Below are 26,959 nucleotides of genomic sequence, written 5' to 3' on the forward strand. Positions count from 1 at the left end.
TTTGCCAGTGCTGGAACTTTGCCTGTGCAAAGTTTCGTCGAGGTTTGTGATTCTTTCGTGGATTGCTGTTTGGAGAGGTTTTCACTTGAATTGGCAGTTCTGTTTGGGATTCTTTTGGCCTACGCGTCTAAAATGGGTTCGGGCTTTTTAGCGCTCCTTCGGAGCGCGTTGACGTCGAACCCGTTGAAGAACGCCCTTTCGACATGAACCCAAAGTACACCCAGCCACTAAAACAAAAAATCCCCTAAGGACTGACCACTCAAAAGGAATCACGACCTTTTGATCAAACTTTTCGCCAGAAAAGTTTCTATGGTGGGCCCGCGGGGATTCGAACCCCGGACCTCCACCTTGTCAGGGTGGCGTCATAACCAGTCTAGACCACGGGCCCAACCCAAGGATGGTGGACCGGCCGGGATTTGAACCCGGGGCCTCCGCCTTGCCAAGGCGGCGCTCATACCAGGCTGAGCTACCGGCCCACACCCAACAGCTCCGCACGGCCCTAAAACCCGGCTCTCATCTCTCTCCGGGCCTACCCGTGCGGGCATTTACCTATCATCGGGTGGGCTTTATAAACTTTACGCTTTGCTCCCTTGCCTCTATGTTCCCCTCCGAGCGTTTTGAAGGTAAGAGCGCCCAACTGACGGCAGGTCTTGTGAACGTTGGTTAGCTGAAGTACATGGAATCCAGGATAAGGTTTATAAGACTCCCCCCCAACCAACCGTGAGGCGAGACCGGTGGGGCGGGAGATAACCGAGGAAAAGCTTCAGAAGTACTTTAAAATCACCGCTGAAGCGCTGGAGACCCTTGAAATAGCTGTTCATGAGAAGAGCCTTTTGAGGGGAGTTGCCCAGGACTTTCTCACCATGGCGAGGAGCTATTTTGAGGACGCCAAATACTACTACGAGAAAGGCGACTATGTAACTGCCTTTGCCGCGCTCAACTATGCCCACGGTTTTATAGACGCAGGTGTAAGGCTGGGAGTCTTTAAGGGAGAGGACGACAGGCTGTTTGCCTTTGGCTGAGGTGGGAGCTATGGGAGACTACGTTGTTGTTTTGGAGGCACCCATTATAGTGAGGGACGTCGAGACGAGCGAGGACGCGATAAACGTCGCGGTGAGCAAGGTCGCAAAGGCGCTCAACAAGGAAAAGCTCGACTTTGTGAGGGTTGAGATAGGCTACTCCCAGTGCCCTGTCTGCGGGGCCCACTTCGAGAGTGCCTTCGTTATAGGTTCTGTCGGCCTGGTTGGGATGTATCTCACGATAAAGGTTTACAACGCTCAAACCATCGAGCACGCTGAGAGAATAGCCAAGGCAGTCATCGGAAAGGCCCTCAAGAAGGTTCCGCTTAAGGTCTATGAGATAAGGGAACTTACAGAGGAGGAAGAGGGCGACGGGGTCGAATTAGACTGACGGCCTTTTTTCTTGATTTTCCTTTAGTGGTGTGTCCAGGTAAACCCCTAGCGCGCCGAGACTGCTGAGAAGGTATCTCAGGCTCCCGGTAATGAGCATCATGAAGGGCGTGCCGAGACCAAGGTATGTGGTGTACCCGACAATGGCTAAGGTCTCAACGACCGAGAGCCCAAGTCCCAGTGTGAAGTATCCCCCGGGGTTGCCCTTCGCCACCCTCCAAATCTCCCCAACGGGAGCTATGTTCCCCGTGAAGTAATAAGCTGGAACTACGAGGGCGAATGCGGGGGAAGCAATGAGGCCTGTTATGAAGCCTCCAAAGGGTCCTAAAAGCGCTATCGGTATTGCAAGTAGTATTAGGACTAGAATCATTACGAAGAAAACCAGTATTTCCGAGGTCACCAGCGCCGGGAGCGAGCGGAGTCCCGATAGAATTGAGTCTGAAATCCTCTTTTCGTTCTCTCTAGGTAACTCGACGGCAAAATCCACCATCGCGTAGCTGAACCACAGGAACGACAGAAATTCGAATATAACAAAGATTACAAAGGTGGGCAGTTCTTCCCGGAGGTTTTTCTTCGCCTCTAGGTACTCGTAGTAGGTGTCCTCGTAGACGCTGAGGCCGTCCACATTAACTGTTTGCTCGTTGGGTCTGTAGTAGTCTTCGTCGCACTTCATCCCATGCGAACCGAAGAAGTCGGGGTCGGCGTTAAAGACGTTGTGGCAGACTATGGCCTCGTTTTCCCTGAGCATTCGCTCCCTGATATGCTTGAGCCTCGAATAGTCCTGAAGGAATCCGTTTATGAGGGGGAACGGCAGTGCATAGGTCACCAGAAGTGCTACGGCTAGCAGGGCGAGAAATTTTCTATTCCTGAGTGTTGCTAATACATCCAGGTTGACGGTTTTCATAGTTACACCGATAGATAGTATTGATGTGGGCCTTTTAAGCTTTTCTTACCTCCCACCAACAAAGCTTTTAAGCACTCACCAATCAACCAACGACATAACCTGTGGAGGTTTTGCCATGACAAAGTTCATCTTCGTCACGGGTGGTGTGGTCAGCGGTCTCGGGAAGGGGATAACGAGCGCATCCCTCGGGATGCTCATGAAGGCTCGCGGTTTCAGAACAACTAACGTTAAGATAGACCCCTACCTCAACTACGACGCCGGAACCATGAACCCCTACCAGCACGGAGAGGTCTTTGTTCTCGATGACGGAGGCGAGGTTGACCTCGACCTCGGCAACTACGAGCGCTTTCTCGATACGAACCTCACCTTTGACCACAACATAACAACGGGTAAGGTCTACTCCGCCGTCATTGAGAAGGAGAGGAAGGGTGAATACCTCGGCGCCACTGTCCAGGTCATTCCCCACATCACCAACGAAATAAAGGAGCGCATAAGGACTATAGCGAAGGACTACGACGTCGTTGTGGTGGAGATAGGCGGGACCGTTGGCGACATAGAGAGCATGCCCTTCCTTGAGGCAGCCCGCCAGATGCAGCTTGAAGAGGGCAGAGATAACGTCGCCTTCGTCCACGTCACCTACGTGCCGAAGCTCAAAGTCGTCGGCGAGCAGAAGACCAAACCTACCCAGCACAGCGTCAAGGAACTGAGAAGCCTTGGAATCCAGCCCGATGCCATAGTGGCCCGCTCCGAGGATCCTCTGGAGGAAAACGCGAGAAGAAAGATAAGCCTCTTCACCAACGTTCCGCCAGAGGCCGTCATAAGTGCCTACGATGTTGAGGACACATACGAGGTTCCGCTCATGCTCGAAAAGGAGGGCCTGGCCAGGTACATCACCAAGAGGCTCGGCCTTCCCGAGAGGGAGCCGGAACTCGATGCATGGCGTGAGATGGTCGAGAGGTACAAGTCCCTTGAGGATACTGTTGAGATTGCCATAGTGGGCAAGTACGTCAAGCTCGCCGACTCTTACCTGAGCATAAAGGAGGCGTTAAAGCATTCCAGCGTTGCCAACGGCGTGAAGGTCAAAATACGCTGGGTGGAGGCCGAAGACCTTGAAAGGCACGGCTTCAAGCTCCTCGAAGGTGTTGACGGCATAATCGTTCCCGGCGGCTTCGGCGCGAGGGGAACGGAGGGCAAGATGATGGCCGCCCGCTACGCGAGGGAAAACGACATACCTTTCCTAGGGATATGCTTCGGCTTCCAGCTCACGGTTGTTGAGTTTGCCCGCAACGTTCTGGGGCTGAAGGGTGCGCACTCCACCGAAATTGACCCCCGGACACCGTATCCGGTTGTTGACCTCATGCCCGAACAGCGCGACCTGGACAGGCTCGGCGGGACGATGAGGCTCGGTGCCTATCCGGTCAGGATAAAACCGGGAACCCTCGCAATGAAACTCTATGGGAAGGAGCTGGTCTACGAGCGCCACAGGCACCGCTGGGAGGTCAACCCGGAGTACATAGAGAAGTTTGAGGAGGCCGGGCTGGTATTCAGCGGAATAGCCGGGGACGACGGTAGGAGGATGGAGATACTTGAACTTCCGGAGAAGAGCTACTTCATCGCTACTCAGTTCCACCCGGAGTTCAAGTCAAGGCCTATGAACCCGGCACCGGTCTTCAGAGGGCTCGTGAAGGCGGCAAAAGAAAAGAAAGGCCTTTAAACATCGATTCCAAGCTCAAGCAACTCCTCGTCAACTTTTTTTAGTTCTTCCATCTTCTGTATTTCCCTGTAAAACGCCACCCCGGCAGTCCATATGAAGAGGTACAGCAGGGCGTCGAAGGGTGCCTGAAGGAACGCCGAGACGTAGAGGGCCATGTTCTCCGGAAGCACCATCCGCGTTACGAAGGCTATTGGACTTGCCACCATCATTATGGCGATAACTCCAACCCCAAGGAGCACTCCGAAACCTATGGTTGAGAGGACGTTCCTGAAGGCCGCTCCAAAGGCCTCAAAGGCCGCCCCAATGCTTCTCCTGTCCACGTAGAACGGGACTGCAAGGGAGGACAGGCCGAGGGCGAAAGCTACACTCGCAAATATCAAAATGATACCCAGTAACACCAAGACCGCTCCAGCGGGAAGGAAAAGGGCCCCAAGCACTATTGGAACGGCGGCAACGCCTATGAAAACCATCATTATAAGGCCGTAGACGAAGTTTATCAAGATAACCCCGGGGAAGTGCTTCAGGCCTTCCATCATAAGACTGCCGAGGGAGTATTCTTCACCGTTCAGATGCATGAATACCCCTTTCGTGATTCCATATTCAAAAATCGCTCCAACGATTAGGGCGATGACGGAATAGATGATAATCCCCTTGAGGAGCTCTATTAGCATGTCCACTTCGTTTCCGTCTATTGGTGTTCCATATTCCTCAATTATGACGTTCCCCTTCTGCATACTCGTTTGATTATACTCGTAGCCGATGTCACCGGGAATTAGGTACGCCCCCAGGGGAGCCATCATGAGGCTCATGAGCAATACAAGCAGGTATAGCCTCTTGTTCCTGATGACGAGTGAGAACGCGTTCGTGAAGGCTTCGATCGCTCCCATACCACCACCTGATGAAGTAATGGGGACAAGGATTTAAAAATTCTTCCAGAAAAGCTTATAAACGAACCCCCCAAAGTGGCGATAGGTTGAGTATTAAGCTCATGAGGTGAGATAAATGGCTATCTGGCAGGGAAGGTCACTCAAGAAGCCTTCAGGCGGAAGGATTATCCTCGCTAGGAAGAAGAGGAAGAGGGAGCTCGGAAGGGAGCCGGCTTTCACCAAGGTCGCTGAGGAGCGGGAGAAGAGGAAGATAATCAGAACCTACGGTGGAAACCGGAAGGTCAGGCTTATCGAGGCCCTCTACGCCAACGTCTTCGAGAACGGCAAGGGCAAGAAGGTCAAAATCATCAGGGTTATTGAGAACCCCGCCAACAGGCAGTACGTCAGGAGAAACATAATCACCAAGGGTGCCATCATAGAGACCGAGGCCGGAAAGGCCATCGTCACCAGCAGGCCCGGCCAGGACGGCGTCGTCAACGCTGTCCTGATAAAAGAAGAGAGCGCCTGAATTCTTTTCTCCTTTTAAATACCATCGTTAGGTACCGTTAACCCTAAAAACTTTACGCTACCGTTAACTTCTCTGGCTTTACGGGGTTTAACGAAGATAAAAGAAGCGTGGGTCAGAGCTCAAACTCCTCCCTGTACTTTCTCAGCTCCTTCTCCATTATTCTCCTCGTCTGCTCCTCGACCATGGGCTTTACGAGCTCTATGACGCGCTCCTTCAGCTCATCCAGACCTTCACCGTTCAGGGCCGAGATTCTGAGGGGTTCGAGCCCCTTGGAGCGGACGAAGGCCTCAACAGTCTTTATTTTCTCCTCGTCCGCTATGTCCACCTTGTTGAGGACGACTATGAACGGAAACTCGCCGAACTCACTGTATATTTCCTCAAACAGATGCATCTGCTCTTCTACTGGGTATCCGCAGTACTCGCTCGGGTCGAAGATGTAGACGATGACCCTTCCGAGGTGCTTTAAAGCCAAGATGGCCTGCCTCTCAACCTCGTTCCTCTCGCTCAGCGGCCTGTCGAGAAGGCCGGGTGTGTCTATAACCTGGTACTTGAGGTAGTGCTCCTCGAACTGGCCGACGTTTATGCCCTTTGTGGTGAAGGGATAGCTCGCAACCTCTGGCTTGGCGTTGGTCAGGGCCCTCAGAAGGGTGCTCTTGCCCACGTTGGGGTGGCCGGCGATGACGACCGTCGGAAGCTCAAGGTCAACGACCGGAAGGTCCTTCAGCACGTTTCTTGCCCGGTTGAGGTATTCAAGGTCGTCCGCTGTGTCCCTTAATATGTCTGCAACGCGGCCGTAGAAGCTCCTCCTGAGCCTGGCTATCTCATTTGGATCCCTTTCATACCTTATCTTTTCAACATAGCGCTGCTCCAGGTTCCTTATCGTCTTTATCGCCCAGTTGACCCTCGCAAGAGAGCGGTGGAACTGATCCCTGTCAACGAGCGTGTCAACCAGCTCCCTGTAGAACGCTGGCAGTTCCGAAACTCCCGGCGTTCTGTCCAGGAGCTTTCTGAGGTTGTCCCTCACAACGTTGGAGACAGTCCTAACCCTGAGCTCCTCCCTCTGTCTCGCCTTGGCCCTCGGGCCACCTTTTGGGGTGAATGCTGAAGCGGCCTTTTCGGCCCTTCTGAATGCCTTGTCAATGAGCTCGTCAGCGGTAAGCACGGTCGGCATTTTTTCGAACGGGTTCTTCATCTCTCCCACCTCTCCTTTTCTCTCGCGGTGCTTAGCTTTTCGGCTGGGTATTTAAAGGTTCGCTAAAGCTCGATGGTCTTGCCCACGTGCAGCGGCTCTATCCTACCACCGAGCCTGCTCTTCAGATATGCGTATGAATCGATGCCCGTTCAGTGGCCGGCGTAGAGCTTTTCGACATCTGTTCTCCCGGCGATTTCATCGAGAGTCTCCTTTTTGGCCCCCTTAAGGTGAAACCCTCCGATGAGGGCTTTAACCGGTTTCCCGCTGACGTCTTCCGCGTGCCACGCTATGTTAAGAACTCCGGAGTGACCGCAGCCCGTTATCACAGCCACACTCTCACCCAGATCCACTATAAGGGCGATGTCGTCCGGAATCGAGTCCATTTGTAGTTTCCCTCTTTCCTCGATGTAGCCCACCGTCCTATCCCACGTGCGCCTGAGTATTTCTCCAGAGCTCCAGAATCCCGGCGCAAATTCGAAAGGCTTTTCCTTGAGAAAGAACTCCGCCCCGAGTTCCTCCAGCTCGCCCCTGCTGAAAGGTATGCCTATCTCTCTCCGCCTTGGCTTCATGGAGATTCTTTTTGTGAACACTCCGGGATGGGCGATGACTTTTTTCTTTTCACAAGCCTCGCCCTTCAGGGCGGGGAGGAGGTCAGCCCTTCATGTTCGACGAGGACGGAAAAGCCATGCGCACCAAGGAGACCTTTTTGAATCCCGAATGGTTTTCGTAGGTTACCGTGAGTTTCATCACACCCCCTCGAAAAGTTTATGTTCTTGGGAGTTAAAACCCTTGGTGTGGTTGCCATGGTCAACATCGGTGAATACATAGCTCCCCTGGTTTCGGGCGTTGTCGTGGCGCTCTCATCCTGGCTTCCCACCAGTCCGGAGGGTTATTCAATCATGGGATTTCTGGAAGGTGTAACGCCGGCCTATGTGGACTACCTTGTTCCTGCGTATCTCGGTGTGACGTTTGCTGTGCTGTTTTACTTTAAGGAGAAAATCGCGCTTGGGTCTCAGAGGGCCCTGCGCAGGAGTCTTGACCCGGACGTGAAATATCTTCTATACACCACCCTCTTTACACTCCTTATCGGTTATCCCCTGCTGGTTGGTCTGGGGGTGGTCATCGATCCTAAGGTTTCCGACTTCATCAACGCCCTTCTCGGATTTGCGATCTTTCTGTTCGCTCTCTTCATGGGTCGCTTCCGCCCTCTCCTGGGTGGGGCTAAGGAGAAAATCAAGGAGGACGACGGGGCGACCCTTGTGGACTCCATAGTTTCCGGCCTGCTGCAGGGAGGGACGCTGATGGGCGGCTTTTCAAGGAGCGGATTCGTGTTCTTCGGCCTAGTCGTTACGGGGGTCACCCCCAAGAAGGCCCTTGAACTGAGTTTTCTTATAGCCCCTGTCTATTTCATACTGAAGCTCGCCTTCGTAGGTGGATGGGATCCGGCGCTTCCTGTTCCACTGCTCTTTGCGGCCTTTCTATCGGCATTCGTGACAAGCATAGTTACGATGAAGGGCCTTCTTAGGGCCGTTGAAGTTTTCGGGGAGAGAGTGTTCCTCGCCCTCTTTGGCCTGATACCTGTGTTCGTCTATTTAGTGGGGGTGGTTCTGTGAAGGGCGTAATCCTCGCGGCTGGAAAAGGGGAAAGGCTTCGTCCTCTGACGGATGACAGGCCAAAGGTCATGCTCAAAGTCGCAAACAGACCGATAATTGAGTACGTGCTTGAGAATCTGGATCCCTTTGTGGATGAATTCATAATAATCGTCCGCTATGAAAAGGAAAAGCTGATCGATGGCCTTGGGGACGAGTTCAATGGGAAGCCTATGACATATGTTGACCAGCTCCCTGGCGAAGGCACCGCCAAGGCCATAGAATCAGCCCGGGAGCAGATTGGCGATGAGGAGTTTATAGTCGCCAACGGAGATATATACTTCGAGATAGAGGGAGTGAAGGAGCTCGTTGGAGCGTTCAAGAGGGAAAAGGCAGACGCCGCGCTTCTGGTGAAGGAGTTTGACGATCTGAGTCATTTCGGTAAGGTCGAGGTCAGGGAAAACCTCGTCTCCATGGTGAGGGAGAAGCCGGGCAGTGTTTCCGGCTATGCAAACCTCGGTGTCTATATCTTCAAACCCGACGTCTTTGAGTTCCTTCAAAAAACCCCCCTCAGCAAACGCGGGGAGTATGAGATAACAGACACTATCAACCTCATGATAGGGGACGGAAAACGGGTTGCCTACGCGGTTTATTCCGGCTACTGGAACGACGTTGGCAGGCCGTGGAATCTTCTGGAGCTCAACGAATACCTCCTGAAGAACAAGCTGAAGCACAGCATCAGGGGTATAGTTGAGGAAGGCGCCACGGTAGTTCCACCTGTGGAGATAGGTGAGGGGACCGTCGTAAGGAGCGGGGCGTACCTCATTGGGCCGGTGAAGATAGGAAGAAACTCCCGCATCGGCCCCAACTGCTTCATAAGGCCCTACACAAGCATCGGCGACAACTGCCATATAGGCAACGCTGTGGAGGTCAAGAACTCGATAATAATGGACAACAGCAACGCTCCCCACCTAAACTACGTCGGCGACTCAATAATCGGGGAGAACACAAACCTCGGTGCCGGCACCATCACGGCAAACCTGAGACACGACAAGGGCACCATAAAGGTCGAGGTCAAAGGAAAACTTGAGGACTCCGGGAGGAGGAAGCTCGGAGCCATAATCGGCCACAACGTCAAGGTCGGCATAAACGTGAGCATATATCCCGGAAGGAAGATAGGGAGCAACTCGTTTGTTGGGCCTGGGGTGATAGTCGATAGAAACGTTCCCAGCGGGAGTCTCGTGGTCATGAAACAGGAGAAGGCGGTGATGAAAAGATGAATCTGGAAGCCGCCGTCCCCTATGTTAATTTTTTCTCTAGGTGGGTTCTGTTCATCGCCGTTGCGTACAAGGCTTATCAGACCCGCGACAAGGGCTGGGTTCTTCTGAGCACGGCGTTCTTCATAAACGCTCTGGACGTTGAGAGCTATATATTCAGGCCCCTCGGAATTCACATGGCCCATGAGGCGTACAGGGTTGCCTCGCAGATACCGAACTTCTTTATAGCGACCCTTCTCCTCTGGGGGGCCATCCACCTCAAATACGCTACGAGCAAGCTCAAGCATGTCGTCTTAATCTCGGTGTTTCTGGCCGCTTCGTACGTATGGCTGTTCCTGCTGGCGGCCAACGTTTTCAATGACAACTTTGTGGTGGAAACGGTATTTCCGGCTTTTGCCTACAGCTTTGCCCTCATATACTTCAGCAGGATCTTGATTGAGAAGGAGATATCAACCCGCAGTATAGATTCGCTTTTCCCGTGGGGACTGATACTTCTGGGTCTCCTCAACTTTACATATCCAGTAGTCAGGAACGTTGAGTGGCTGGCCCCAAGCGCCTTTTTCCTTGGTGCTGTTTTCAGACTTGTTGCCGCGGTTGGCGCGTTTAAGTTCGTCTTCATACCGTTTCCCCCGGCAGAAACCCAACCTCCATCTTCCAAGACACCTCATCCGGGGGCTTTTGTATACCCCTCCAAAGAGAAGGTCTCGGAGAAGTTTGGAAATATCAAAGCACTCCCAAACCTGATTGTGATAACCCGGGAGGAGCTTGACAGTATCAGGGGAAAACTTCATCCGAGCGCTCTGGTGTTCTGGGTTACGAGGGTGATTGAGGGGGAGATACATAAGTTCCCCGAAATATACGCGATAAGCCCAACCAAGATCGACATACTGACCGACCTGATAGCCAAGGCAGTAGAAAGCGGCTACCGCGTCCTGTACATAGACGCCGTGGAGTACTTGATAATAGAGAACGGCTTTGAAAACACCCTGAAGTTCCTTCTAAATGTAAAGGATCGCCTGCTGGTAGCGAACGGGACTATAATACTGGTGGTGGATCCAGAGGCCTTGGATCCCCTGCAGAGAAGAATTTTAGAAAGAGAATTTCCGGGGGAGTAATCCCCTCATTCCAGTCCCATCTTTTCCAGGAAGCGCTTGTAGTAGTGGGTGTCCTTCTCAAGCTCGGCCTTCTGAAGGAGCTGTCTTTCGATCGCCCTGAGGGCGTCATGGACGGCCTGTATTGCACCCCAGGTTTCACCCGTCGCTATGAACACTCCCCTGTCGGTGACAACGCGCATCCTGGCCTGGTAGAGGTGAACTCCCCTGAAGCGCTCGTTAAAGCGCCTGATGTAGAGGTAGATTATGCCCTCCTGCCCGAGGAGGTCCTCGTAGCCGTCAACGAAGCGCCTTACGTCCTCTATTATTCTCTCCCTGGTAAAGTCGCTGAGTACTGAGGCGTCACCGCCCAGCTGTAGGTAGAAGCGAACCTCCTTCTCGACCATCCTTGATATGGGCAGCAGCATGTCTTTGACCGTGAGAACGCCCTTAACCCTGTTGTTCTCGTCGACGATTATCAGGCCGTCAATGTCGTTCTCTATCATCGTGGCGATGGCCTCTCTGAGCTTGGCGTCGGGGGATATTGTTATGACCCCCCTTATCATGACGTCGCGGAGCTGCATGCTGAACGGGGGTATCTTTTCTCCCGCAACCTCACCGTACTGGGCCCTGAAGCGGGGCTTGATGAACCTTATGATGAGGTCGTGGAGCGTGACAAGGCCTTCGAGCTTGCCCTCCTCGTTGACTATCGGTATCCTTGATATCGCATGGTCGCGCATCGTTGCAAGTGCCTTTGCTACGGTATCGTCGGGCCTGAGGGTTATGACGTCCTTGGTCATGACCTCTTCGACCTTCCTCTTTCCGAACTCCCCTCCTGCTACCCTCTTGAGCAGTTCTATATCGCTTATGACTCCAATGATTTCAGCCTTGCTCTCCCCAACCGGGAGGGAGCGCAGGTCAACCTCAATCATGAGCTTGGCGGCCTTGCTAAGGTCCTCATCCGGCTTGATCACCGGGGCGGTCTTGTAGACGTCCCTAACCTTGGCCTTGGTTGGGTCCCACTTGAGGTGGGAGCGTACTATAAGGTCCTGGGTCAGGACTCCTTTGTACAGGTTTCCGTCGAAGACCAGAATAAGGTCGGGGTCTTCCTTCTCAAAGATTCCGATCGCCTCAGAAAGCGGGGCGTCGATGTCTATTTTCTGGAACCTGTCGGTCATAACCTCCTGAACAAGAATACCGACCATTTCTGCCACCTCCTTTCACTTATTATTAGGGCGGCCGAGAATTTAAACCTTTGCAACCGGGAGATTTTTAGTTAATTCGAGTTAATAAATTTTTCGCGGAAAGATTTATAAGACCCCACCGAGAACTCCCAACCGCGCCGGGGTAGCCTAGCCTGGGAAGGCGCGGGACTCGAGATCCCGTGGGCGTCCGCCCACCAGGGTTCAAATCCCTGCCCCGGCGCCAACTGCCGGGCCCGTGAGGGGTTCATCCCTTCCCGTCAATTCTAACAGTAATTCCCGTCTGTCTTGAAGCCATTGAGCAGAAAAGAAAAGAGATTCAGGTCGTTATATACACCCCGTCCTTTTCCACTATAACCGTGTGCTCGAACTGGCTCACCAGACCGCCGCGGACTTCCCTGAGTATCTGGTAGCTGTACACGGCACCAGCCCTGTCCAGCTGGGCCAGGGCCAGTTTGAGCTGTCCCTCTGGCATGAACCCCTGTAGCCAGCGGTAGGCAAAGGGGAGCCCGTTGTACTCCTTCTTTATGTGCATGAGAAGCCTCCTGGCCTGTGCCATCCGTACCGGCCTGTCGCGGATGTGCATGAATATAAGCGCAGGGGGGACCTCGATAACCTGTCCGGCACCGGTGGTTGCGAAGGGCTCTATTGCAATGACGTCCCCCTCCCTGAGGACGTAGGTGTCTGCAGGGCGGTAGATGTTTGGTATGCTTATGCCGGAGTGAAGCTTGTAGCGCTCTATCTTGTGGCCGCTGAGGTTGACTATCGGGTTGAAGCCGTAGCCCCGTATTGTTTCCTCTATGGCCTTCCCAATCTCGCTGATTTTGACGCCCGCGCGTATCACGCTGATGGCGTTTTCGAGGGCTTCCTTTGATGCCGCCATTAAGTCGTCTTCCTCCATACCAACCCTGAACGTTACTGCCGTGTCTGCTATGTACCCATCAACGTGGACACCTATGTCCACCTTGAGGTAGTCTCCCTCTTTAAGTACGGTGTTATCACCTTTGTATGGGGTGTAGTGGGCCGCGATTTCGTTTATTGAGAGATTACAGGGGAAGGCAGGTTTTCCCCCAAGTTCCACTATGCGCCTTTCCACGAACTCAGCAATATCGTAGAGCTTTACTCCGGGTTTTATCATGTCTGAGACTTCTTTCTTTACCCGCCTTGCTATCTCTCCCGCCTTTATGAGAGCATCTCTCTCCTCCACTTTTTATCACCGGGATAAAAAGGCCACATATCCCCTTAAACCTTTCCACTCCGGGAAAAACCTTTTATTTAATGCAGACCCTACCTCTACGGTGGGCCCATGCTAGAGCTCAGGAAGTACATTAACATCTCAGATGACATCTTCGTGGTTAAGAATCTCATCGGGGCGATCCTTCAGGGTGTGGGACTGGCATACCTCTTTCCGGTGTTGCTCGCATGGTTCTACCCCGATGAAATAAGGTACGTCGTTTACTTTGCCCTCCCCGGAGTCTTCTCGATACTCCTGGGGGCATGGCTGGCGAGGCACATGGGGAAGGTTGAGGACGTTAATCTTAGGCAGGCTATGGTCTCTGCCGCCTTTACGTGGCTCTTTGCTTCACTAATCAGCGTTATACCCTTCATTTACATAGCCAAGATGTCCTTCGTGGACTCATACTTCGAGAGCATGAGCGCCTGGACAGGAACGGGCCTTACTATGATGAGCAACTTGGAGAGCTACCCCCACATAATCCTCTTCTGGCGTTCCTGGATGCAGTGGCTCGGTGGTATAGGCATTGTGCTCGTCGCGTTGACGGTTCTCATCCGCCCTGGTGTTGCCGCCGCAAGGCTCTACCGTGCCGAGGCACGGAGCGAGAGGATAGTTCCCAACCTTGTCAACACATCGAAGGTCATCTTCCAGATATACCTGGTTCTCACGCTGGTTGGCGTATACCTCTACTACATCAACGGCATGCCGCTCTTCGATGCGGTAATACACTCCATGACCGGTCTTGGCACGGGTGGTATGAGCAGTCACGACCTGAGCATTGGATTCTTCAACAGCACATCGATAGAGACAGTTACGATATTCCTCATGATAATGGGTGCCGTAAACTTCACGGTTCACTACCGCCTCTTCAAGGACAGGCATCTCAAGCCCTTCTTCGAGGACGTTCAGGTTAGGTACATGTTCATCTTTCTGCTCCCGGCGATAGCGGTTATAGCCCTCAGTCTAACCCAGGTCGGAGATACCATAGGTGATGCCCTGAGACAGGCGGTTTTCCACTCGGTTTCGGCTATAACATGTACCGGATTTGGAATCGCAGACCTGAGCAAGTACCCCGAGCTGGGCAAGTTCATCCTGGGAATTCTCATGGTGATAGGCGGCGGTGCCGGAAGTACTGCGGGCGGTATAAAGCTCATACGTGTCATACTGATGTACGAGAGCCTGAAGTGGACCCTCCAGAGCGCCATACTGCCAAAGGGTGCCGTCATCAAGAGAAAGGTGGGCAACTATATATTCAGCGAGGAGGACATCCAGGAGGTCATGAGCTTCACCATGACATACTTTGCGTTCCTGCTCATAGGCACCGTCTACACAATGCTCCGCATTGGGACAAGCCTCACAGATTCTTTCTTTGAGGTCGCATCTGCCCAGGGCAACGTTGGGCTCAGCGTAGGCATAACTTCTCCGGCACTGCCGGTTGACATGAAGATACTTCTGATACTCCACATGTGGATAGGGAGGCTGGAGATATTCTCGACCCTGGTCTTCATAATAAGCGTGTTCTTCCTGGCCCCGAGGATGGTGAGCAGGAGATGAACGTCATCACCGTGGAGAACCTCAGCTTCAGGTACAGGAGGGCCGCTGAATACTCACTGAGGGATGTCAGCTTTGAGGCCAGGAAAGGAGAGCTGTTGGGGGTAATCGGGCCGAGCGGAAGTGGAAAATCGACCCTCTGTCTGACCCTCAACGGCATCATTCCCCGGTCTATAAAGGGGGAGTTCTCGGGTGATGTGGTGATAAGGGATCCAAGGACGGGTGAGGAGTACAACACGAGGGAAACACCCGTCTCAAGACTTTCTACGGTAATTGGCCTTGTTCTTCAGAATCCGGAGAGCCAGCTCTTCAACATGACGGTCGAGGAGGAGATAGCCTTTGGGCTCGAAAACCTCGGGCTGGAAAGGAACGAGATACTGAGGCGTCTCCGCTGGGTGCTGGAGGTAACCGGACTGAGGGGTCTTGAGCGAGAATTTCCGCCCAACCTCAGCGGCGGCCAGCAGCAGAGGCTTGCCATAGCTTCCGTCCTGGCCATGGAGCCTGCGGTTCTGGTTCTTGATGAGCCGACGTCCCAGCTGGATCCCGTCGGGAGAAGAGAGGTTCTGGGATTGATATCCCTTCTCCGGAAGGAGCACGGCATGACGGTGATCCTAGTCGAGCATCACACGGACTACATACTCCGCTTTGCCGACAGGGTTCTCGTTATGGACGGTGGGCATGTGATAATGGAGGGCACCCCAAGGGAGCTTGCGGAGGAGGTCGAAACTCTGAAGAAACTCGGGATAAAACTGCCCCCAAGCCTTGAGATCTCCCACGAGCTTAGGAAGAGGGGGGTTATCAAAGCTCCTGCCCTTACTGAGGAGGAGCTTCTCTCTTGGACAGGACATCCTTGAGACTGAGCGACTGCCCGAGTAGGGAGTGTTTGAGGTCGTAGAGTTTGAGCATGACTTCAAACCTTGCCTCGGGATCCTCTATATCCTCTGCGGTCTTGAATGCCGCCTCCAGTATTCTGAGGGCTTCCTCCCTGTTTCTATCTCCCTCAATCTCGGCCAGGTAGTACAGAGCCATCGCCCTGTGGAATGCGCTTGAGATGTGTTCGGTTATGAGCCTGGCCTTTTCAACGTCTCCCGCACGGTAGAACATCTCGGCCAGATGAACCAGCACAACGTCCAGCTTTTCAGGTTCGCGGACCATCTTCATGGCGTAGCCGGCTTTTCTGAGGAGACCTGAGTTTATGAGCTCCATCAGGATGTCCCTGATTATGTCGGCGCTGTCTCTGGCGAGGTTTATTGCGGTTCTCAGGGCAATATCCCCGTTGAGCTCATCGTTGAGAAGATAGAACAGAACAGCCAGATCCCCCAGGAGCAGCGCCCTGTAACGTGGATTGAGGAGCGAGTTAACAGTTGGTATAAGTTCCTTTACCCTCTCAGTCATCCGTCCCAGATCGTCCAGTTCTCCCTCTTCCCTGGCTTTCCTGAGTCTCTCAAGTATTGAGCGCAGGAGCATCCTCAGGGCGAGGAAGAGGTTGGACTCACTCTCAAGTTCTCCTGTGAGTTCAATAGCCCTATCTATCTCACCCATTCTGAGGGCATCTTCAATTTCCTCAAGCACATCAAGCTCCGATTTTTTCTTCCTTTCACTCAGGGATTTGAAGAACTCATCCAGCTTCCCCATGGTTCACCTCCTTTTGGAGCATCAGTTCCAGATACGAGCGCCTCTCGAACTTTTTAACCCCCAGGGACTCCAAAATCTCCCTGAGTATCCTCACGGTCTCTTCCACTACCTCCTCTCCCTCGGCCAGTGCCTCGATCTCTATGAACTTGCCGAGGCCGTTGACTTCATCAAGGCCTATTATGATGCCCTTGTCCACGTAGTACTTTTCCCGGGTCTTCTCTATTGTGAGAACCTCCTCAAAGCCTAGGCTCTCCAGAATTTCAAGGTGCTTATCCGGGTCACTTATCGGAACCTCTATCTCCTTCCTGGTCTTCGAGTTCCTGTCTATTTTTGGCCCCTTGTACGTTAGAAAGGCCTCAAAATGTCCGTTGAAGCGCCTTATCCTTATCCTCAGCGCCTCGTCCGTTTCGGCAAAGTCCCGACAGGGGTGGCGAAAGTACGTGTCTTCATGGTACTCGGTTCTTATCAGCTTAAATCTTTCCCGAACCCTTTCGAAGACCCCGTCGTCTGCGTATCCCTTAACCTCGATCTCTATCATGGTTCCTCCCCCAGGTTTTTTCCAAGCCTTTTCAGACAGGTGGGGCAGTAAAGGGCGTCTTTAATGTCGGTGTCAATGATAGAGTTTGAGAAGTGCATTACGCACCTCTTGTTCGGGCAGTGGGGTAGGCCAAAGACGTGACCCAGCTCGTGCATCGATTCCTTGATCGTCCGCTCTATGTAGAGCTCCTTGTCCGGCGCCTCTCCATAGAACTCCGGCCTCAGTCTGAACGTTGAGACGATAGCTGTTCTGAGTCCTGCGTGGGCGAGGCCGAAGATGAAGTTCAGGCCCTCCTCATACAGGTCAAGCCGGGTTATCCCCAGCACGGCACGCGCCCTTTCCTTTTTACCGATATCACGGAGCACCGAAAGGAAAGCCCTTCCAATGTACTGGCGTCTCAGGGGGTTATACGCTCCCAGGAATTCTTCTTCAGGAAGGACATCGGCCCTCTCGATGGAAAAACCGAACCTTGAGTAGTATGAATCAACAAACCTGGTGACTGCCCCCAGAATATATTCCTCAACGGCCCCTATCGGCGTCAGGAGTATCGTCCGAGTAAGTGGTGGGAAGTCCTCTTTCAGTCCGGTGTTCACGCCCCACATCAGTATCTAATTCGTGGCAGAGGTGATAAACCTTTCCCGGGAAGAAAGAGGAGGAAAAATCTTACAGAGTGAGGTCGCTCACGGAGTGAGATCCATCTCCCGGAGCTCCTCAAGGAAGTGCTTGGCAAGCTTAACCGTCATGTCGATGTCCCTGAGGTCGGCCGTCTCGACCTGGCTGTGCATGTAGCGTATGGGGATGCTGAGAACTGCCGTGGCAACGCCCTCGCGGTTGATCTGCATGATGTTGGCGTCGGTCCCCGTCGGCCTCGGGGAGGCCTCAACCTGGAGTGGAATCTCGTACTTCTTGGCGACCTCGTCGGCAAAGGCACGAACCTTCGGGTTTATATTCGGGCCAACGTCCATAACCGGCCCGCCGCCAAGCTTCGGAACTATTTTGCCCTTGTCTCCAACTTGCTTGGCGAAGGTGACGTCCATTGCTATGCCTATTTCCGGGTTGATCGCATAGCTGGCAACGCGCGCCCCTCTCAGTCCAACTTCTTCCTGGACGGAAGCGACGAAGTATATGTCCGCTTCATGGTTCTCGACGGCTCTGGCCGTTTCTATCATGGCGTAAAGGCAGACACGGTCGTCGAGATACGGCGTGGCAATCCTGTTCTCGTTGAGCCGGACGAAGGCAGGGGCAAACTCGCCGATGGTCCCGACCTTGAAGCCCATCTCCTCGGCTTCCTCTTTGCTGTCGGCCCCAACGTCCACAACGATGGTGTCCCAGTCAGCGGCCTTCTTCCTGTCCTCCGGCTTCTGGAGATGAGGCGGTATGTGGCCGACCACTCCATAACGCTCGCCTTTCTCGGTGAAGAACCTTATCCTCTGGGCGACGAGAGTCCTTGGGTCAACCCCGCCGACGCGGACGATGTGGAGGTAGCCCTCCTTATCGATGTGGTTCACCATAACGCCTATCTTGTCCATGTGCGCCGCCACCATAACTTTCGGGCCGTTTCCCTTCTTGTGGGCGATGACGTTGCCGAGCCTGTCGACGTAAATCTCGTCGACGTAATCCCTCAGGGCCTCAATGACAACGTCCCTTATTCCAAGAAACTCATACCCAGAAACTCCGGGGGCCTCAACGACCTTCTTAAGCAGTTCCATGTCCACCATGGCTTTCGCCTCCTTTAGATTACCATCTGAATGTGTTCGCCCGTGTTAATAAGGTTTGCGAAAGAAAAAGATCGGGGGACTCAGCCCAGGATGACCTGCAGGTAGGCCTCCTCCTCGGGCTCAAGGTGCTCTATCTCCCACACAATGAGCCCGTCCTTGATCTCCGCCCTCCCCTTGGTGGCCTTGACCTCTATTGCGTTGACGCCCTTCTCGAACCTGAACCCCTCCATGCCCCTGAGCTTCGGAGCCCTAACTTTGACGAAGTAATACCTGTCCAGCATCTCCTCCTGGATTATCGGCCTGAAGAAGGCGGCGTACGAGGTTCCAGCCAGCAGAACCCCTGCTATCAGCAGTATCGCCGCCAGCGGTCCGTGGTTCTTTGGGGGCTTCGCCGGAGTCGTCGTTGTGGCGGCCGGTGGAGTGGTGGTAGTCGTTGGGGTCGGTGTTGGCTTGGCCGGCGGGGCAACTTTCACACTGGTCTCCCCTCCCATGTACCTGCTGCTCTCCGCGCGGAGCATTATGGTTCCGTAACCCGTTTTTTTCAGGTCTATCTCTGCGATACCGGATGAGTTCGTTGCCGAGTAGTCCTTTCCGAGGGGCCCTGAAGCGGTGACGGTTATGTTAGGAACCGGCTTTCCGGTCGAGTCCACCACCCTCACAAGGAGGGTCTCGTTTTCCTGGGTGGCGCTCAAAAAGAGCTTTCTGACCTCGACGAAGGTCTTCACCACCTTTCCATCGAGATTCAGAACGACTTCGTATGTTCCCGGCTTTTCCACAAGGTATGAGACCGTTCCACCATCGTCTGTTTTGAAGGGGATTCCGTTTATCTTAACGGAGATGTCCGGCACTCCCTGGCCGTTTTCGTCGTAAACGTGGACGTATATTGCCCCATCCTTGAAGTACGCATCGTACCTCAGATTTCTCTGATAAACGCGGAACGTTGCCCTCTTGCTCTTGAACCTTCCGCTGAAGTTGGCCCAGAAGTACACCGAGTAGTCCCCGACTCTGGGAGTCGTTAGCTTCAGCTCCTTAACCCAGCTCTCTCCGGGTCTGAGATATATGGTCGTGGTAAACGTCTCCAGAACGGTTCCATCGCGTGAGAGGGTGTACCCGAGTCTGCCTATGATGACCCCGTTTGCCTGGGACGTTATCTTAAGCAGTGCCGTAACGTTGCTGCCGTAGGTATACTCGTCGTTGACGTCTATCCTCAGGGTGTAGTCCACCAGAGTCTTCACGCTGATCGTTATCCTGGCCTCCGAGTAGCTTGAACCCGCTCTGGCCACGATGGTCAAGTTGTACCTTCCCGGGTCGAGGTTGAGGAGTTTGACGGATATTGTATCCTGAATTGTGCCATTCGGTTCAATGGGCTCCCTGATAACCTTGCTCCCGTAGAGAAAGCCCTCTGCAGGGCCGGTGACGTACACTGTGACGTTTGATACAGTCTGGTTTCCCAGATTCCTGAGCTGGAAGGGAATTATTATGGTATCTCCCGGGACACCTGTGAAGTCATCGTTGAGCGGGACGATTACAAGAGGCGACTGGGCGCTCACCCTCGGGAGAAAAATCGGGATCAGCAGGATTATCAGCAGTATGGCCTTAAACTTCACCCTTTACCACCCCTTCGAGGGACCTCTGCCTCCCGATAACTTCGTCAAAGGTAAGGTAGTTCTTTGTTTGCAGGCTAACCTTATAGTTTTTGCCGCTCTTTTTAAGGCTCTCAGGGAGGAAGAAGCGCCAGCCGTTGTTTATGAACTTGACCGCGATAACTGGCTTTGCGCCGAACCTTTCTGCAAATGAGACGAGCTTCTCGTAATCCTCGTTGCTGAAATACAGCCTCTCTTCCCTGGTACTTTTGACCTCTATGCAGAGGTGGATCTTTCCGTTGCCGGCAATTATATCAACTTTCTTGCTCCCGGCGGAGCGCACCACCGCGAAACCAGCCTTTTCGAGCATCTTTATAAGCTCTCTTTCCGCGCCTGCACCCCTTCTGTACTTCATTGCACTCCCTCATCCTATATTGCCCGGTTAGGTTTATAAGCTATGTCGAGGAGTTAAGGCCGGTGATTGACATGGCGATTTACGAGTTGGCCGGAAAGAAGCCTAAAATTCACGAGACCGCTTTCATCGATGAGACCGCCTCGGTCATAGGCGATGTGGTTCTTGAGGCGAAGACGAGCGTCTGGCCTTCAGCTGTTCTGAGGGGTGACATAGAGAGAATCCATGTAGGCGAAGGCTCCAACATCCAGGACAACGTCAGCATACACACCTCCCACGGACAGCCCACGATAATAGGGAAGTACGTCACCATCGGCCACAATGCAGTGGTTCACGGTGCGGAGATAGGCGACTACACCATCATAGGCATGGGTGCCGTCATACTTGACGGAGCTAAGATAGGCAAGCACGTCGTCATCGGCGCCGGCGCTCTCGTGCCGCCCGGCAAGGAGATACCCGACTACAGCCTGGTCGTCGGAGTTCCGGGTAAGGTGGTCAGGCAGCTCAGCGAGGAAGAAATCGAGTGGACAAAGAAGAACGCTGAGATTTACATCGAGCTTGCCGAGATGCACATCTCAGGCAGGAAGAAGATTGAGTGATGGTCATGATTTCCCGCCTCCTCTCCCACGTTCCCCACATTTTATTCAAGCCCGTCTATGACCTCTACGAAAGCTACCTTCTGGACAGGGTTAAGTCCGGGAGAATCCCGAAGCACGTGGCCATAATAATGGACGGAAACAGGAGATGGGCGCGGAAGCTGGAGAAGCCCCCGTGGTACGGCCACCTCTTCGGCTCCCGAAAGCTTGAGGAGATACTCGAGTGGTGCCGTGATCTCGGCATAAGGACGCTCACGGTTTACGCCTTCTCCACCGAGAACTTCAAGAGAACTCCCGAGGAGGTAAACGCCCTCATGAACCTCTTCGAGGAGAAGTTCAAAGAGCTCGTGGAGGATGAAAGGGTTCACAAGTACGGAATCCGGGTGAACGTCCTTGGGAGGAAGGAACTCTTACCTGAGAACGTCAGGAGAGCCGCGGAGGAGGCGGAGAAGGCCACGCGGAAGTACGGCAACTACACCCTCAACATAGCCCTCGCCTACGGGGGGAGGAGCGAGATAGCCGATGCTGTGAGGGACATCGTGAGGGACGCTCTGGCAGGAAAAATAAAGCCCGAGGACGTTGACGAGGAGCTCATAAAGGAGTACCTGTACTACCCCAACATGCCCGACCCGGACATAGTCATAAGAACCGGTGGGGAGGAGAGGATAAGCAACTTCCTCCTGTACCAAATCGCCTACAGCGAGCTCTTCTTTGTTGACGTTTACTTCCCCGAGTTCAGGAAGATAGACTTCCTCAGAATCATCCGCGAGTACCAGAAGAGGCAGAGGCGCTTCGGGAGGTAGCGCTTCTCCATCGTCCGCTTCCCACCCCGAACGACCCTTTTTAAAATTTTCCGCTAAAGCTTATTAACGTTGGGCACGATTTCCTCACGGTGGTGATTAATGGCCTACGGTGAGCTGAGTCCGAGGATCAAGAAGGTCTATGCCCAAGTGAGATACCTGGATGACTATCACTGGGAGATAAACGGTGAGAGGATCATCGGGGTTCACAAGAAGAGCAACGTCAGGGTTACAATAGAGGTCGCCGACAACAGGGAGCACGCTGAGAAGATGGCCGAAAAGGGGGCCAAGGGGATAAGGATAATAGCCATACCAGACAAGAGCGTCTTTTTCGTCCACAACGGGGTCTTCATACTCACATACCGCTACCTCAAGGCGACCCTGGCTGATATCAACGACCACATGGTCTGGAGCGGGTTCAAGGTAATCGAGGACGGTGAGGGTTTAATCCAGGAGGACTTCTACGAGTATCTCGGCGGGGCCCTCATCAACCACATCAAGAACAACATGCTCGCCGGCCAGGACTACGTATTCTGGCAGTTCTACAAGTGCAGGGAATGCGGAAAGTACGTTGACGTCGAGAGCCTTGAGAGGCACCTCAAGGGGCACGGGATAAAACACCACGAGCAGAGTGAAGAGCGCTACGAGGTCTTTGAAATAAACTTCAGGGACGGCAAAATCTACGACAAGTACGGTAAGGAGGTGCCCCTTAAGGAGTTCAGCGAGGAGGCAAAGGACTTCCTCGACGAGATAATGGCGGGTATGGCGGGGACGTGATGTAATTTACAGTGTTCTTCCCCTCAACCCCATGGGGGGAAGGCGGATGGAGATGAACGTCATCGACCTCTTTCGGGAGGAATACCTCCCGGGTTCCACCGTCAGCATTATCTACGACGCCTATTCTTCCGCTTGGAGGATACCCCTCCTTCTCCTCAGGCACGCGGTTGAGAACGGCCGCGTCGGTATAATATCCAACTACTTGGGCCCCATCAGGTCGTTCATAAGGAAAGCGAGCACAGTTGGCTTTGATATGGAAACAGCCCTTCAGAAGGGTGATGTGGCTGTTATAGACCTCTTTGGAACTAGATATGGCTCAAGGGAGTCGATTTCAAACGTCTTTTATCTGGACAAAGTCGAGCCTGAGACCCTCAATCCGAAGATAGACCGCATATACAACACCCACCTGAAGAGCCTCATTCAAGACCGACCGGTTTTCCGTCTGGTTTATACCCTCGATGGAGTCTCTCTGCTCCTCGGGGAGGACAATACCCTGAAGCTTCTCAACCAGACCCTCGCATCCAGAACCCGCCAGCTTCCAGACTCCATACTGGTGCTGGCCCTCAACAGGGACGTTGTCTCGACCCGGTTTGTGGCGTGGGTTTCGGGGATAAGCGATTATGTGATCCTTGCCAAATCCTGGCTTGAAGAAACGGGGCTTAAAGAAGCACTGTATCTGATATCCGCACCTTACGAGGACTTTGAACCGGAGATGTACTCGTTCCGCGTTACAAAGAGAAAGGGGATGGAAAAGCTGAGGGTAAGAAAAATCAGCCCCTGAACTTGGGCCTCTTTGATAGGAGGAGCGGCAGGGGCCTTGGCTTGTACGGAAAGCCTTCGGTCTGGCTCCTTATCTCCCTTATCAGGTCTTCGAGCTGCATTTCTGTCTGCCTTCCGTCGCTTCTTCTTCTGACAGTTATCGTGTTCTGCTCCTTCTCGTTCCTGCCCACAACTATGACGTAGGGTATCCACTCCTTTTCCGCCTTCCTTATCTTCTTGTTGAGCCTGTCCCCGGTGTCGTCGACGTCAACGCGGATCTTGGCGCCTTCGAGCTTTCCTGCAACATAGAGCGCGTAGTCAAGAACCTCGTCGCTGACTGGAATTACGCGAACCTGTATCGGGCTGAGCCAGAGGGGGAGCATTGGCTTTACTCCCTTGGCCTGTAGCTTTGCCTGCTTCTCAAGGATTGCATACATGACCCTCTCGATTGCTCCGCTCGGGGAGCAGTGGAGTATGAGCGGGTGCCTCTCCTTCCCCTCCTCGTCGTAGTAGGTTATTCCAAAGCGCTCTGCATTCTCGACGTCGATCTGGACGGTGCTCAGCGCGGCCGCCTTGTCGAGGTTGTCCACGAAGTTGAACTCGAACTTGAGTATGAAGTAGAAGAACCTCTGATCCCACATTTCTATGAGAACCGGTTTGCCGATTATCCTCGCCAGCTCAACGACGAAGTCCCTGTTGCCCTCCCAGAAGTCCTTGGTGAAGCGTATTGCCACCTCGTAATCTTCGGGCGTTAAACCAACGCCGCGGAGAACCTCCATGCTGAGCTTGTACTGCTTCTTGAACTCGGCCATGGCCTGCTGGAGGTCTTTGGCGACAGTGTGCATATCGGGCATCGTGAATGCCCTAAGCCTTCTCAGACCCGAAAGCTCACCGCTCTTCTCGCGCCTGAAGGAGTATCTCGTAAGCTCGTACATCCTGAGCGGCAAGTGCCTGTAGCTTATCGTGGCGTCCTTCTTTATGAGGAACTGGCCGAAGCAGGCTGCAAACCTGAGGAAGAACTTCTTGTCTCCGCTCTTGACGACGTACTGCCTAGCAGGGAAGCGGTTGAGGTATTTCTCAAGCGCCGGGTGCTCGAAGTCGTACATAATCGGCGTCTCGACCTCCATGGCTCCGTACTCGACGACCTTCTCGGTGACGTACTGCTCAAGCAGTCCCTTGATGAGCCTGCCCTTTGGGTAATAGCGGAGGTTTCCGGGGTCGCTTCCGGGCTCGTAGTCGACCAGCTCGTGGTCGAGCATTATCCTGACGTGGGGAGGCTCCCTGTCGGCTATCCTGCTTTTGCTTATCTCGTAGTTGGCGAACTTCCTGAGGTTCTCGTGGCCGGTGAAGTCGAACTTGTCGACATCAATCAGCTCGCCCTCTGGGGTGAGTATGTACCAGTAGCTTACGAGCTCCTCCTCTTTCTTCAGGGCCTCAGGAACCTCTTCGGCCTTTACCTCTCCCGTTGGAACTATCGTCCTGCTGAGCTCCGCCAGCGGGTGTCCCTTGCAGCTCAGCTTGAATGCCTTGTAGTAGCCGAAGGGGGCGCGCTTGACCTCGAAGCCCTCGTCCCTGAGGCGCTCCTCAAGCTTCCTGAGGACGTCAAGGGCCACATCCGGCTTTGCAAGCTCGCTGCTGAGGTGCGCAAAGGGATACACAAAGACCCTGTTGGCCTTAACCTGGCCGGCAACATCCTTAATCTCGGTGAGAGCCTTCTCAACGACTTCTTCCGGGTTGGTCTCATCGACCTTTTCAACGCTTATGAATACAGCCAGAACCTCGTCGAGTCTGCCCTTCTTCTGCTCCTCACTTATCGGCTCGGGATTCTTAAGGGCCCTGTCTTTTACCTCGTATTCCAAATAGTCGCTGTGTATCAGAAGCATTCTCATCCTTAACCACCACCATAGGCTCAATTGGAATTACTAAAACTTTTCCCTTCGGATTTATAAATCCTCCCCAGATGGCAAAGGCTTAAAAAATCCGGGCTGGAACTTTCATGGAGGTGGAAGAATGGATGAAAAGAAAGGTGTAAAAAACGGTGACTTGGTTCTCCCAGGAGACTATCTCGGTGTAATCGAGGAGTACTTTCCCGGCGAGGGCGTTAAGGAGGATAATGGGGAGCTTTACGCCATCAGAGCCGGTAAAGTAAAGATAGACCCGGACAGGATGGAAATCAGCGTTGAACCCGTAACCGACACACCGCCCCTTCCTCAGATTGGAGACATAGTCATAGCCAAGGTTATAGAGGTCAAGCCCCAGGCGGCAATAGTCCAGCTCGTTAAAATAGAGGGAAGAAACGACAGGGAGATAGCCACGTCGAAGCTCGCAGGAATCCACATCTCTCAGGTGAGGGAGGGCTACGTGGACGGCATGTCCAACGAATTCAAGATCGGTGATATCGTAAGGGCCAGGGTTATAGCGAACGAGAAGAGTCCCATACAGCTCTCCACCCGGGGGCATGACTTGGGTGTCATCTACGCCCTCTGTTCCAGGTGCAGGACACCCCTAGTCCGGCGCGGTGACAGGCTCATCTGTCCCCGTTGCGGCCACGTTGAGACCAGAAAGCTCTCCGCCTACTATAGAAAACTGAAGGTGTGAATATGGCGAGGGCAAAGAAGGTAATAACGATTCACGTCCGCGACGAGAGGGAGAAGGAGGAGTTCCTAAAAGAGATTCAGAGGCTCCGCCTCCCGGCGTTCATTTACGTCCACGCCAAGCTCAACGACCTCAAGATAAACGTCCAGGGAACGAAGGACGACATCAGAGAGGCCATCCGCAAGATACGGGAGATACACGGCCGCGTCAGGGCTAAGCTGTATCCCGACAGGCGCGGCCTCTACCGCTACACGATAGACGATATTCTCAGGGAGGCAGGGGCGAGCGTCTCGACCCCGATACTTGTGAAAACCTTAGAACTCCTGGGCGAAACCGTTGAACTGAGAGAGGGCGAGCTGATAACGTCAATGCCGTGGGAAGAGCTGGTCTCCCTGACTGGAACCCTCGGCGAGTACCTCTCGGACATCTCCCTCCAGACCACCAGGCAGATAAGGGAGGTCATACTCCCCGTGGCGGTTCTCAAGGATCTCGACCCCGTGGAGGTCATCGACCTGCTCGTTGAACTCGGTCTGGCGGAATGGAAGGAGGATAAGTTTAAATACGAACTGGTGAAGAACAAGGAGCAGGCGATGAAAGAGCTCCTTAAGCACTTAGAGGGTGAGGAAAATGAAGATTGAGGTCATCAAGCGTGAGGAAAACGTCCTTGAGTTCTACCTTGAGGGTGAAGACCATACCTTCGCCAACCTGCTCAACGAGGTGCTCCACGAGAACAAGCACGTGACCTTCGCGGGCTACACCATTGAGCACCCGGTTCTCATGGCCAGGAAGCCGAAGTTCAGGGTCGTCACCGACGGCAAGGTAACGCCGGAAAAGGCCCTTGAGGAGGCCGCTCAAAAGATATTCGACAGGGCCAGGGCGGTCCTTGAGGCTTGGAAGGCCGCCATAAGCGAGTGAGCCTTTTCCATTTTCTGTTCCCCACCCCCTACCCAAACCCTTAAATGTCGAACTCTTCTAACTTTAAGTTGAA

General features: G+C 53.6%; 28 protein-coding genes, 3 tRNA genes and 1 pseudogene. 17 read left to right on the forward strand and 15 right to left on the reverse strand.

Features of this window, described 5'->3' with window-relative positions; genetic code table 11:
• Nucleotides 1-310: 310 nt before the first annotated feature.
• Nucleotides 311-388: transfer RNA gene (locus tag A3L14_RS03930), tRNA-Val, on the reverse strand.
• A gap of 10 nt (nucleotides 389-398) precedes the next feature.
• Nucleotides 399-476, reverse strand: a tRNA-Ala gene (locus A3L14_RS03935).
• A 258-nt stretch (nucleotides 477-734) separates the two neighbouring features.
• Between A3L14_RS03935 and A3L14_RS03940 the strand changes: the two genes are divergently transcribed.
• Both A3L14_RS03940 and A3L14_RS03945 read left to right on the forward strand, forming a co-directional pair.
• Nucleotides 735-1,022, forward strand: coding sequence for a DUF357 domain-containing protein (locus A3L14_RS03940; RefSeq protein WP_055428976.1), 288 nt, complete (start codon nucleotides 735-737; stop codon nucleotides 1,020-1,022).
• 10 nt (nucleotides 1,023-1,032) lie between these two features.
• On the forward strand, nucleotides 1,033-1,410 hold the full coding sequence (locus tag A3L14_RS03945) for a DUF555 domain-containing protein (RefSeq protein WP_055428975.1): 378 nt from the start codon (nucleotides 1,033-1,035) through the stop codon (nucleotides 1,408-1,410).
• On the opposite strand, the gene A3L14_RS03950 is transcribed toward A3L14_RS03945, so the two are convergent.
• Entirely contained in the window at nucleotides 1,402-2,235 is an 834-nt protein-coding gene (locus A3L14_RS03950) for a hypothetical protein (RefSeq protein ID WP_157628428.1), read from the reverse strand. The genes A3L14_RS03945 and A3L14_RS03950 overlap by 9 nt on opposite strands.
• A 193-nt stretch (nucleotides 2,236-2,428) precedes the next feature.
• On the opposite strand from A3L14_RS03950, the gene pyrG reads away from it, so the two are divergent.
• Complete coding sequence (gene pyrG / locus A3L14_RS03955; RefSeq protein ID WP_055428973.1) at nucleotides 2,429-4,027, forward strand: glutamine hydrolyzing CTP synthase; 1,599 nt, start codon at nucleotides 2,429-2,431, stop codon at nucleotides 4,025-4,027.
• Here pyrG and A3L14_RS03960 read toward each other — a convergent pair.
• On the reverse strand, nucleotides 4,024-4,914 hold the full coding sequence (locus A3L14_RS03960) for a hypothetical protein (RefSeq protein WP_055428972.1): 891 nt from the start codon (nucleotides 4,912-4,914) through the stop codon (nucleotides 4,024-4,026). The two genes, pyrG and A3L14_RS03960, sit on opposite strands and share 4 nt — an antisense overlap.
• Before the next feature lie 115 nt (nucleotides 4,915-5,029).
• Between A3L14_RS03960 and A3L14_RS03965 the strand changes: the two genes are divergently transcribed.
• A complete protein-coding gene (locus A3L14_RS03965; RefSeq protein WP_055428971.1) occupies nucleotides 5,030-5,422 on the forward strand; it encodes a 30S ribosomal protein S8e in 393 nt (130 codons plus the stop codon).
• 112 nt (nucleotides 5,423-5,534) lie between these two features.
• On the opposite strand, the gene A3L14_RS03970 is transcribed toward A3L14_RS03965, so the two are convergent.
• Nucleotides 5,535-6,614 (reverse strand): NOG1 family protein, encoded by a 1,080-nt coding sequence (locus tag A3L14_RS03970; RefSeq protein WP_055428970.1) that lies wholly within the window; start codon nucleotides 6,612-6,614, stop codon nucleotides 5,535-5,537.
• A 62-nt stretch (nucleotides 6,615-6,676) separates the two neighbouring features.
• Nucleotides 6,677-7,361 (reverse strand): annotated as a pseudogene (locus tag A3L14_RS12065) (MBL fold metallo-hydrolase).
• Nucleotides 7,362-7,417: 56 nt separating this feature from the next.
• Between A3L14_RS12065 and A3L14_RS03980 the strand changes: the two are divergent.
• From A3L14_RS03980 to A3L14_RS03990, 3 genes are read left to right on the forward strand one after another with little or no spacing between them, the layout of a single operon-like run.
• The gene (locus tag A3L14_RS03980; RefSeq protein WP_055428969.1) at nucleotides 7,418-8,227 is read left to right on the forward strand and encodes an undecaprenyl-diphosphate phosphatase; all 810 of its coding nucleotides are present in this window, start codon (nucleotides 7,418-7,420) and stop codon (nucleotides 8,225-8,227) included.
• Nucleotides 8,224-9,483 carry a bifunctional sugar-1-phosphate nucleotidylyltransferase/acetyltransferase gene (gene glmU / locus A3L14_RS03985; RefSeq protein ID WP_055428968.1) on the forward strand — a complete coding sequence of 420 codons (1,260 nt, stop codon included), beginning with the start codon at nucleotides 8,224-8,226 and terminating at the stop codon, nucleotides 9,481-9,483. The genes A3L14_RS03980 and glmU overlap by 4 nt, the downstream gene beginning before the upstream one ends.
• Nucleotides 9,480-10,595 carry a DUF835 domain-containing protein gene (locus A3L14_RS03990; protein WP_055428967.1) on the forward strand — a complete coding sequence of 372 codons (1,116 nt, stop codon included), beginning with the start codon at nucleotides 9,480-9,482 and terminating at the stop codon, nucleotides 10,593-10,595. The genes glmU and A3L14_RS03990 overlap by 4 nt, the downstream gene beginning before the upstream one ends.
• A 5-nt stretch (nucleotides 10,596-10,600) precedes the next feature.
• On the opposite strand, the gene A3L14_RS03995 is transcribed toward A3L14_RS03990, so the two are convergent.
• Nucleotides 10,601-11,776: a CBS domain-containing protein gene (locus A3L14_RS03995; protein ID WP_055428966.1), complete on the reverse strand. Its 1,176-nt coding sequence runs from the start codon at nucleotides 11,774-11,776 to the stop codon at nucleotides 10,601-10,603.
• 136 nt (nucleotides 11,777-11,912) lie between these two features.
• Between A3L14_RS03995 and A3L14_RS04000 the strand changes: the two genes are divergently transcribed.
• Nucleotides 11,913-11,999: transfer RNA gene (locus A3L14_RS04000), tRNA-Ser, on the forward strand.
• Between the two features lie 93 nt (nucleotides 12,000-12,092).
• On the opposite strand, the gene map is transcribed toward A3L14_RS04000, so the two are convergent.
• The gene (map, locus tag A3L14_RS04005) at nucleotides 12,093-12,980 is read right to left on the reverse strand and encodes a type II methionyl aminopeptidase (RefSeq protein WP_055428965.1); all 888 of its coding nucleotides are present in this window, start codon (nucleotides 12,978-12,980) and stop codon (nucleotides 12,093-12,095) included.
• Between the two features lie 99 nt (nucleotides 12,981-13,079).
• Here map and A3L14_RS04010 point away from each other — a divergent pair, with 99 nt between their 5' ends.
• Together A3L14_RS04010 and A3L14_RS04015 are read left to right on the forward strand one after the other, a co-directional pair.
• Nucleotides 13,080-14,561: a TrkH family potassium uptake protein gene (locus A3L14_RS04010; protein ID WP_055428964.1), complete on the forward strand. Its 1,482-nt coding sequence runs from the start codon at nucleotides 13,080-13,082 to the stop codon at nucleotides 14,559-14,561.
• On the forward strand, nucleotides 14,558-15,412 hold the full coding sequence (locus A3L14_RS04015) for an ATP-binding cassette domain-containing protein (RefSeq protein WP_055428963.1): 855 nt from the start codon (nucleotides 14,558-14,560) through the stop codon (nucleotides 15,410-15,412). Before A3L14_RS04010 ends, A3L14_RS04015 begins: the two co-directional genes overlap by 4 nt.
• Here A3L14_RS04015 and A3L14_RS04020 read toward each other — a convergent pair.
• The 6 genes from A3L14_RS04020 to hjc all read right to left on the reverse strand — a co-directional run bounded on the left by A3L14_RS04020 (nucleotide 15,372) and on the right by hjc (nucleotide 20,447).
• Nucleotides 15,372-16,193, reverse strand: a complete 822-nt coding sequence (locus A3L14_RS04020; RefSeq protein WP_055428962.1) for a tetratricopeptide repeat protein — start codon at nucleotides 16,191-16,193, stop codon at nucleotides 15,372-15,374. The two genes, A3L14_RS04015 and A3L14_RS04020, sit on opposite strands and share 41 nt — an antisense overlap.
• On the reverse strand, nucleotides 16,177-16,731 hold the full coding sequence (gene cyaB / locus A3L14_RS04025) for a class IV adenylate cyclase (protein WP_055428961.1): 555 nt from the start codon (nucleotides 16,729-16,731) through the stop codon (nucleotides 16,177-16,179). The genes A3L14_RS04020 and cyaB overlap by 17 nt, the downstream gene beginning before the upstream one ends.
• Entirely contained in the window at nucleotides 16,728-17,333 is a 606-nt protein-coding gene (locus A3L14_RS04030; RefSeq protein ID WP_055428960.1) for an archaemetzincin family Zn-dependent metalloprotease, read from the reverse strand. Before A3L14_RS04030 ends, cyaB begins: the two co-directional genes overlap by 4 nt.
• 78 nt (nucleotides 17,334-17,411) lie before the next feature.
• Complete coding sequence (locus A3L14_RS04035) at nucleotides 17,412-18,449, reverse strand: lysyl aminopeptidase (RefSeq protein WP_055428959.1); 1,038 nt, start codon at nucleotides 18,447-18,449, stop codon at nucleotides 17,412-17,414.
• Between the two features lie 80 nt (nucleotides 18,450-18,529).
• Entirely contained in the window at nucleotides 18,530-20,056 is a 1,527-nt protein-coding gene (locus A3L14_RS04040) for an Ig-like domain-containing protein (protein ID WP_055428958.1), read from the reverse strand.
• Nucleotides 20,046-20,447, reverse strand: a complete 402-nt coding sequence (hjc, locus tag A3L14_RS04045) for a Holliday junction resolvase Hjc (RefSeq protein WP_055428957.1) — start codon at nucleotides 20,445-20,447, stop codon at nucleotides 20,046-20,048. Before hjc ends, A3L14_RS04040 begins: the two co-directional genes overlap by 11 nt.
• A 71-nt stretch (nucleotides 20,448-20,518) precedes the next feature.
• On the opposite strand from hjc, the gene A3L14_RS04050 reads away from it, so the two are divergent.
• The 4 genes from A3L14_RS04050 to A3L14_RS04065 all read left to right on the forward strand — a co-directional run bounded on the left by A3L14_RS04050 (nucleotide 20,519) and on the right by A3L14_RS04065 (nucleotide 23,398).
• Nucleotides 20,519-21,043 (forward strand): gamma carbonic anhydrase family protein, encoded by a 525-nt coding sequence (locus A3L14_RS04050; RefSeq protein WP_055428956.1) that lies wholly within the window; start codon nucleotides 20,519-20,521, stop codon nucleotides 21,041-21,043.
• Between the two features lie 5 nt (nucleotides 21,044-21,048).
• Nucleotides 21,049-21,843 carry a polyprenyl diphosphate synthase gene (gene uppS / locus A3L14_RS04055; protein ID WP_055429117.1) on the forward strand — a complete coding sequence of 265 codons (795 nt, stop codon included), beginning with the start codon at nucleotides 21,049-21,051 and terminating at the stop codon, nucleotides 21,841-21,843.
• Between the two features lie 99 nt (nucleotides 21,844-21,942).
• Nucleotides 21,943-22,617 carry a TBP-interacting protein gene (locus A3L14_RS04060; RefSeq protein ID WP_055428955.1) on the forward strand — a complete coding sequence of 225 codons (675 nt, stop codon included), beginning with the start codon at nucleotides 21,943-21,945 and terminating at the stop codon, nucleotides 22,615-22,617.
• A gap of 46 nt (nucleotides 22,618-22,663) precedes the next feature.
• Nucleotides 22,664-23,398, forward strand: a complete 735-nt coding sequence (locus tag A3L14_RS04065; protein WP_055428954.1) for a hypothetical protein — start codon at nucleotides 22,664-22,666, stop codon at nucleotides 23,396-23,398.
• Here the strand turns inward: A3L14_RS04065 and A3L14_RS04070 are convergent.
• The gene (locus A3L14_RS04070) at nucleotides 23,388-25,265 is read right to left on the reverse strand and encodes a threonine--tRNA ligase (RefSeq protein ID WP_055428953.1); all 1,878 of its coding nucleotides are present in this window, start codon (nucleotides 25,263-25,265) and stop codon (nucleotides 23,388-23,390) included. The genes A3L14_RS04065 and A3L14_RS04070 overlap by 11 nt on opposite strands.
• 121 nt (nucleotides 25,266-25,386) lie before the next feature.
• On the opposite strand from A3L14_RS04070, the gene A3L14_RS04075 reads away from it, so the two are divergent.
• The 3 genes from A3L14_RS04075 to A3L14_RS04085 are packed head-to-tail and all read left to right on the forward strand — an operon-like array spanning nucleotide 25,387 to nucleotide 26,886.
• On the forward strand, nucleotides 25,387-25,974 hold the full coding sequence (locus tag A3L14_RS04075) for an exosome complex RNA-binding protein Csl4 (RefSeq protein ID WP_055428952.1): 588 nt from the start codon (nucleotides 25,387-25,389) through the stop codon (nucleotides 25,972-25,974).
• A gap of 2 nt (nucleotides 25,975-25,976) precedes the next feature.
• On the forward strand, nucleotides 25,977-26,609 hold the full coding sequence (locus A3L14_RS04080; protein ID WP_055428951.1) for a DUF2067 family protein: 633 nt from the start codon (nucleotides 25,977-25,979) through the stop codon (nucleotides 26,607-26,609).
• A complete protein-coding gene (locus A3L14_RS04085; protein WP_074631391.1) occupies nucleotides 26,599-26,886 on the forward strand; it encodes a DNA-directed RNA polymerase subunit L in 288 nt (95 codons plus the stop codon). The genes A3L14_RS04080 and A3L14_RS04085 overlap by 11 nt, the downstream gene beginning before the upstream one ends.
• The last annotated feature ends 73 nt before the right edge of the window (nucleotides 26,887-26,959 follow it).

Origin of the sequence: Thermococcus thioreducens (assembly GCF_002214545.1) — an archaeon.
In the GTDB taxonomy this organism is placed as follows: Archaea; Methanobacteriota_B; Thermococci; order Thermococcales; family Thermococcaceae; genus Thermococcus; species Thermococcus thioreducens.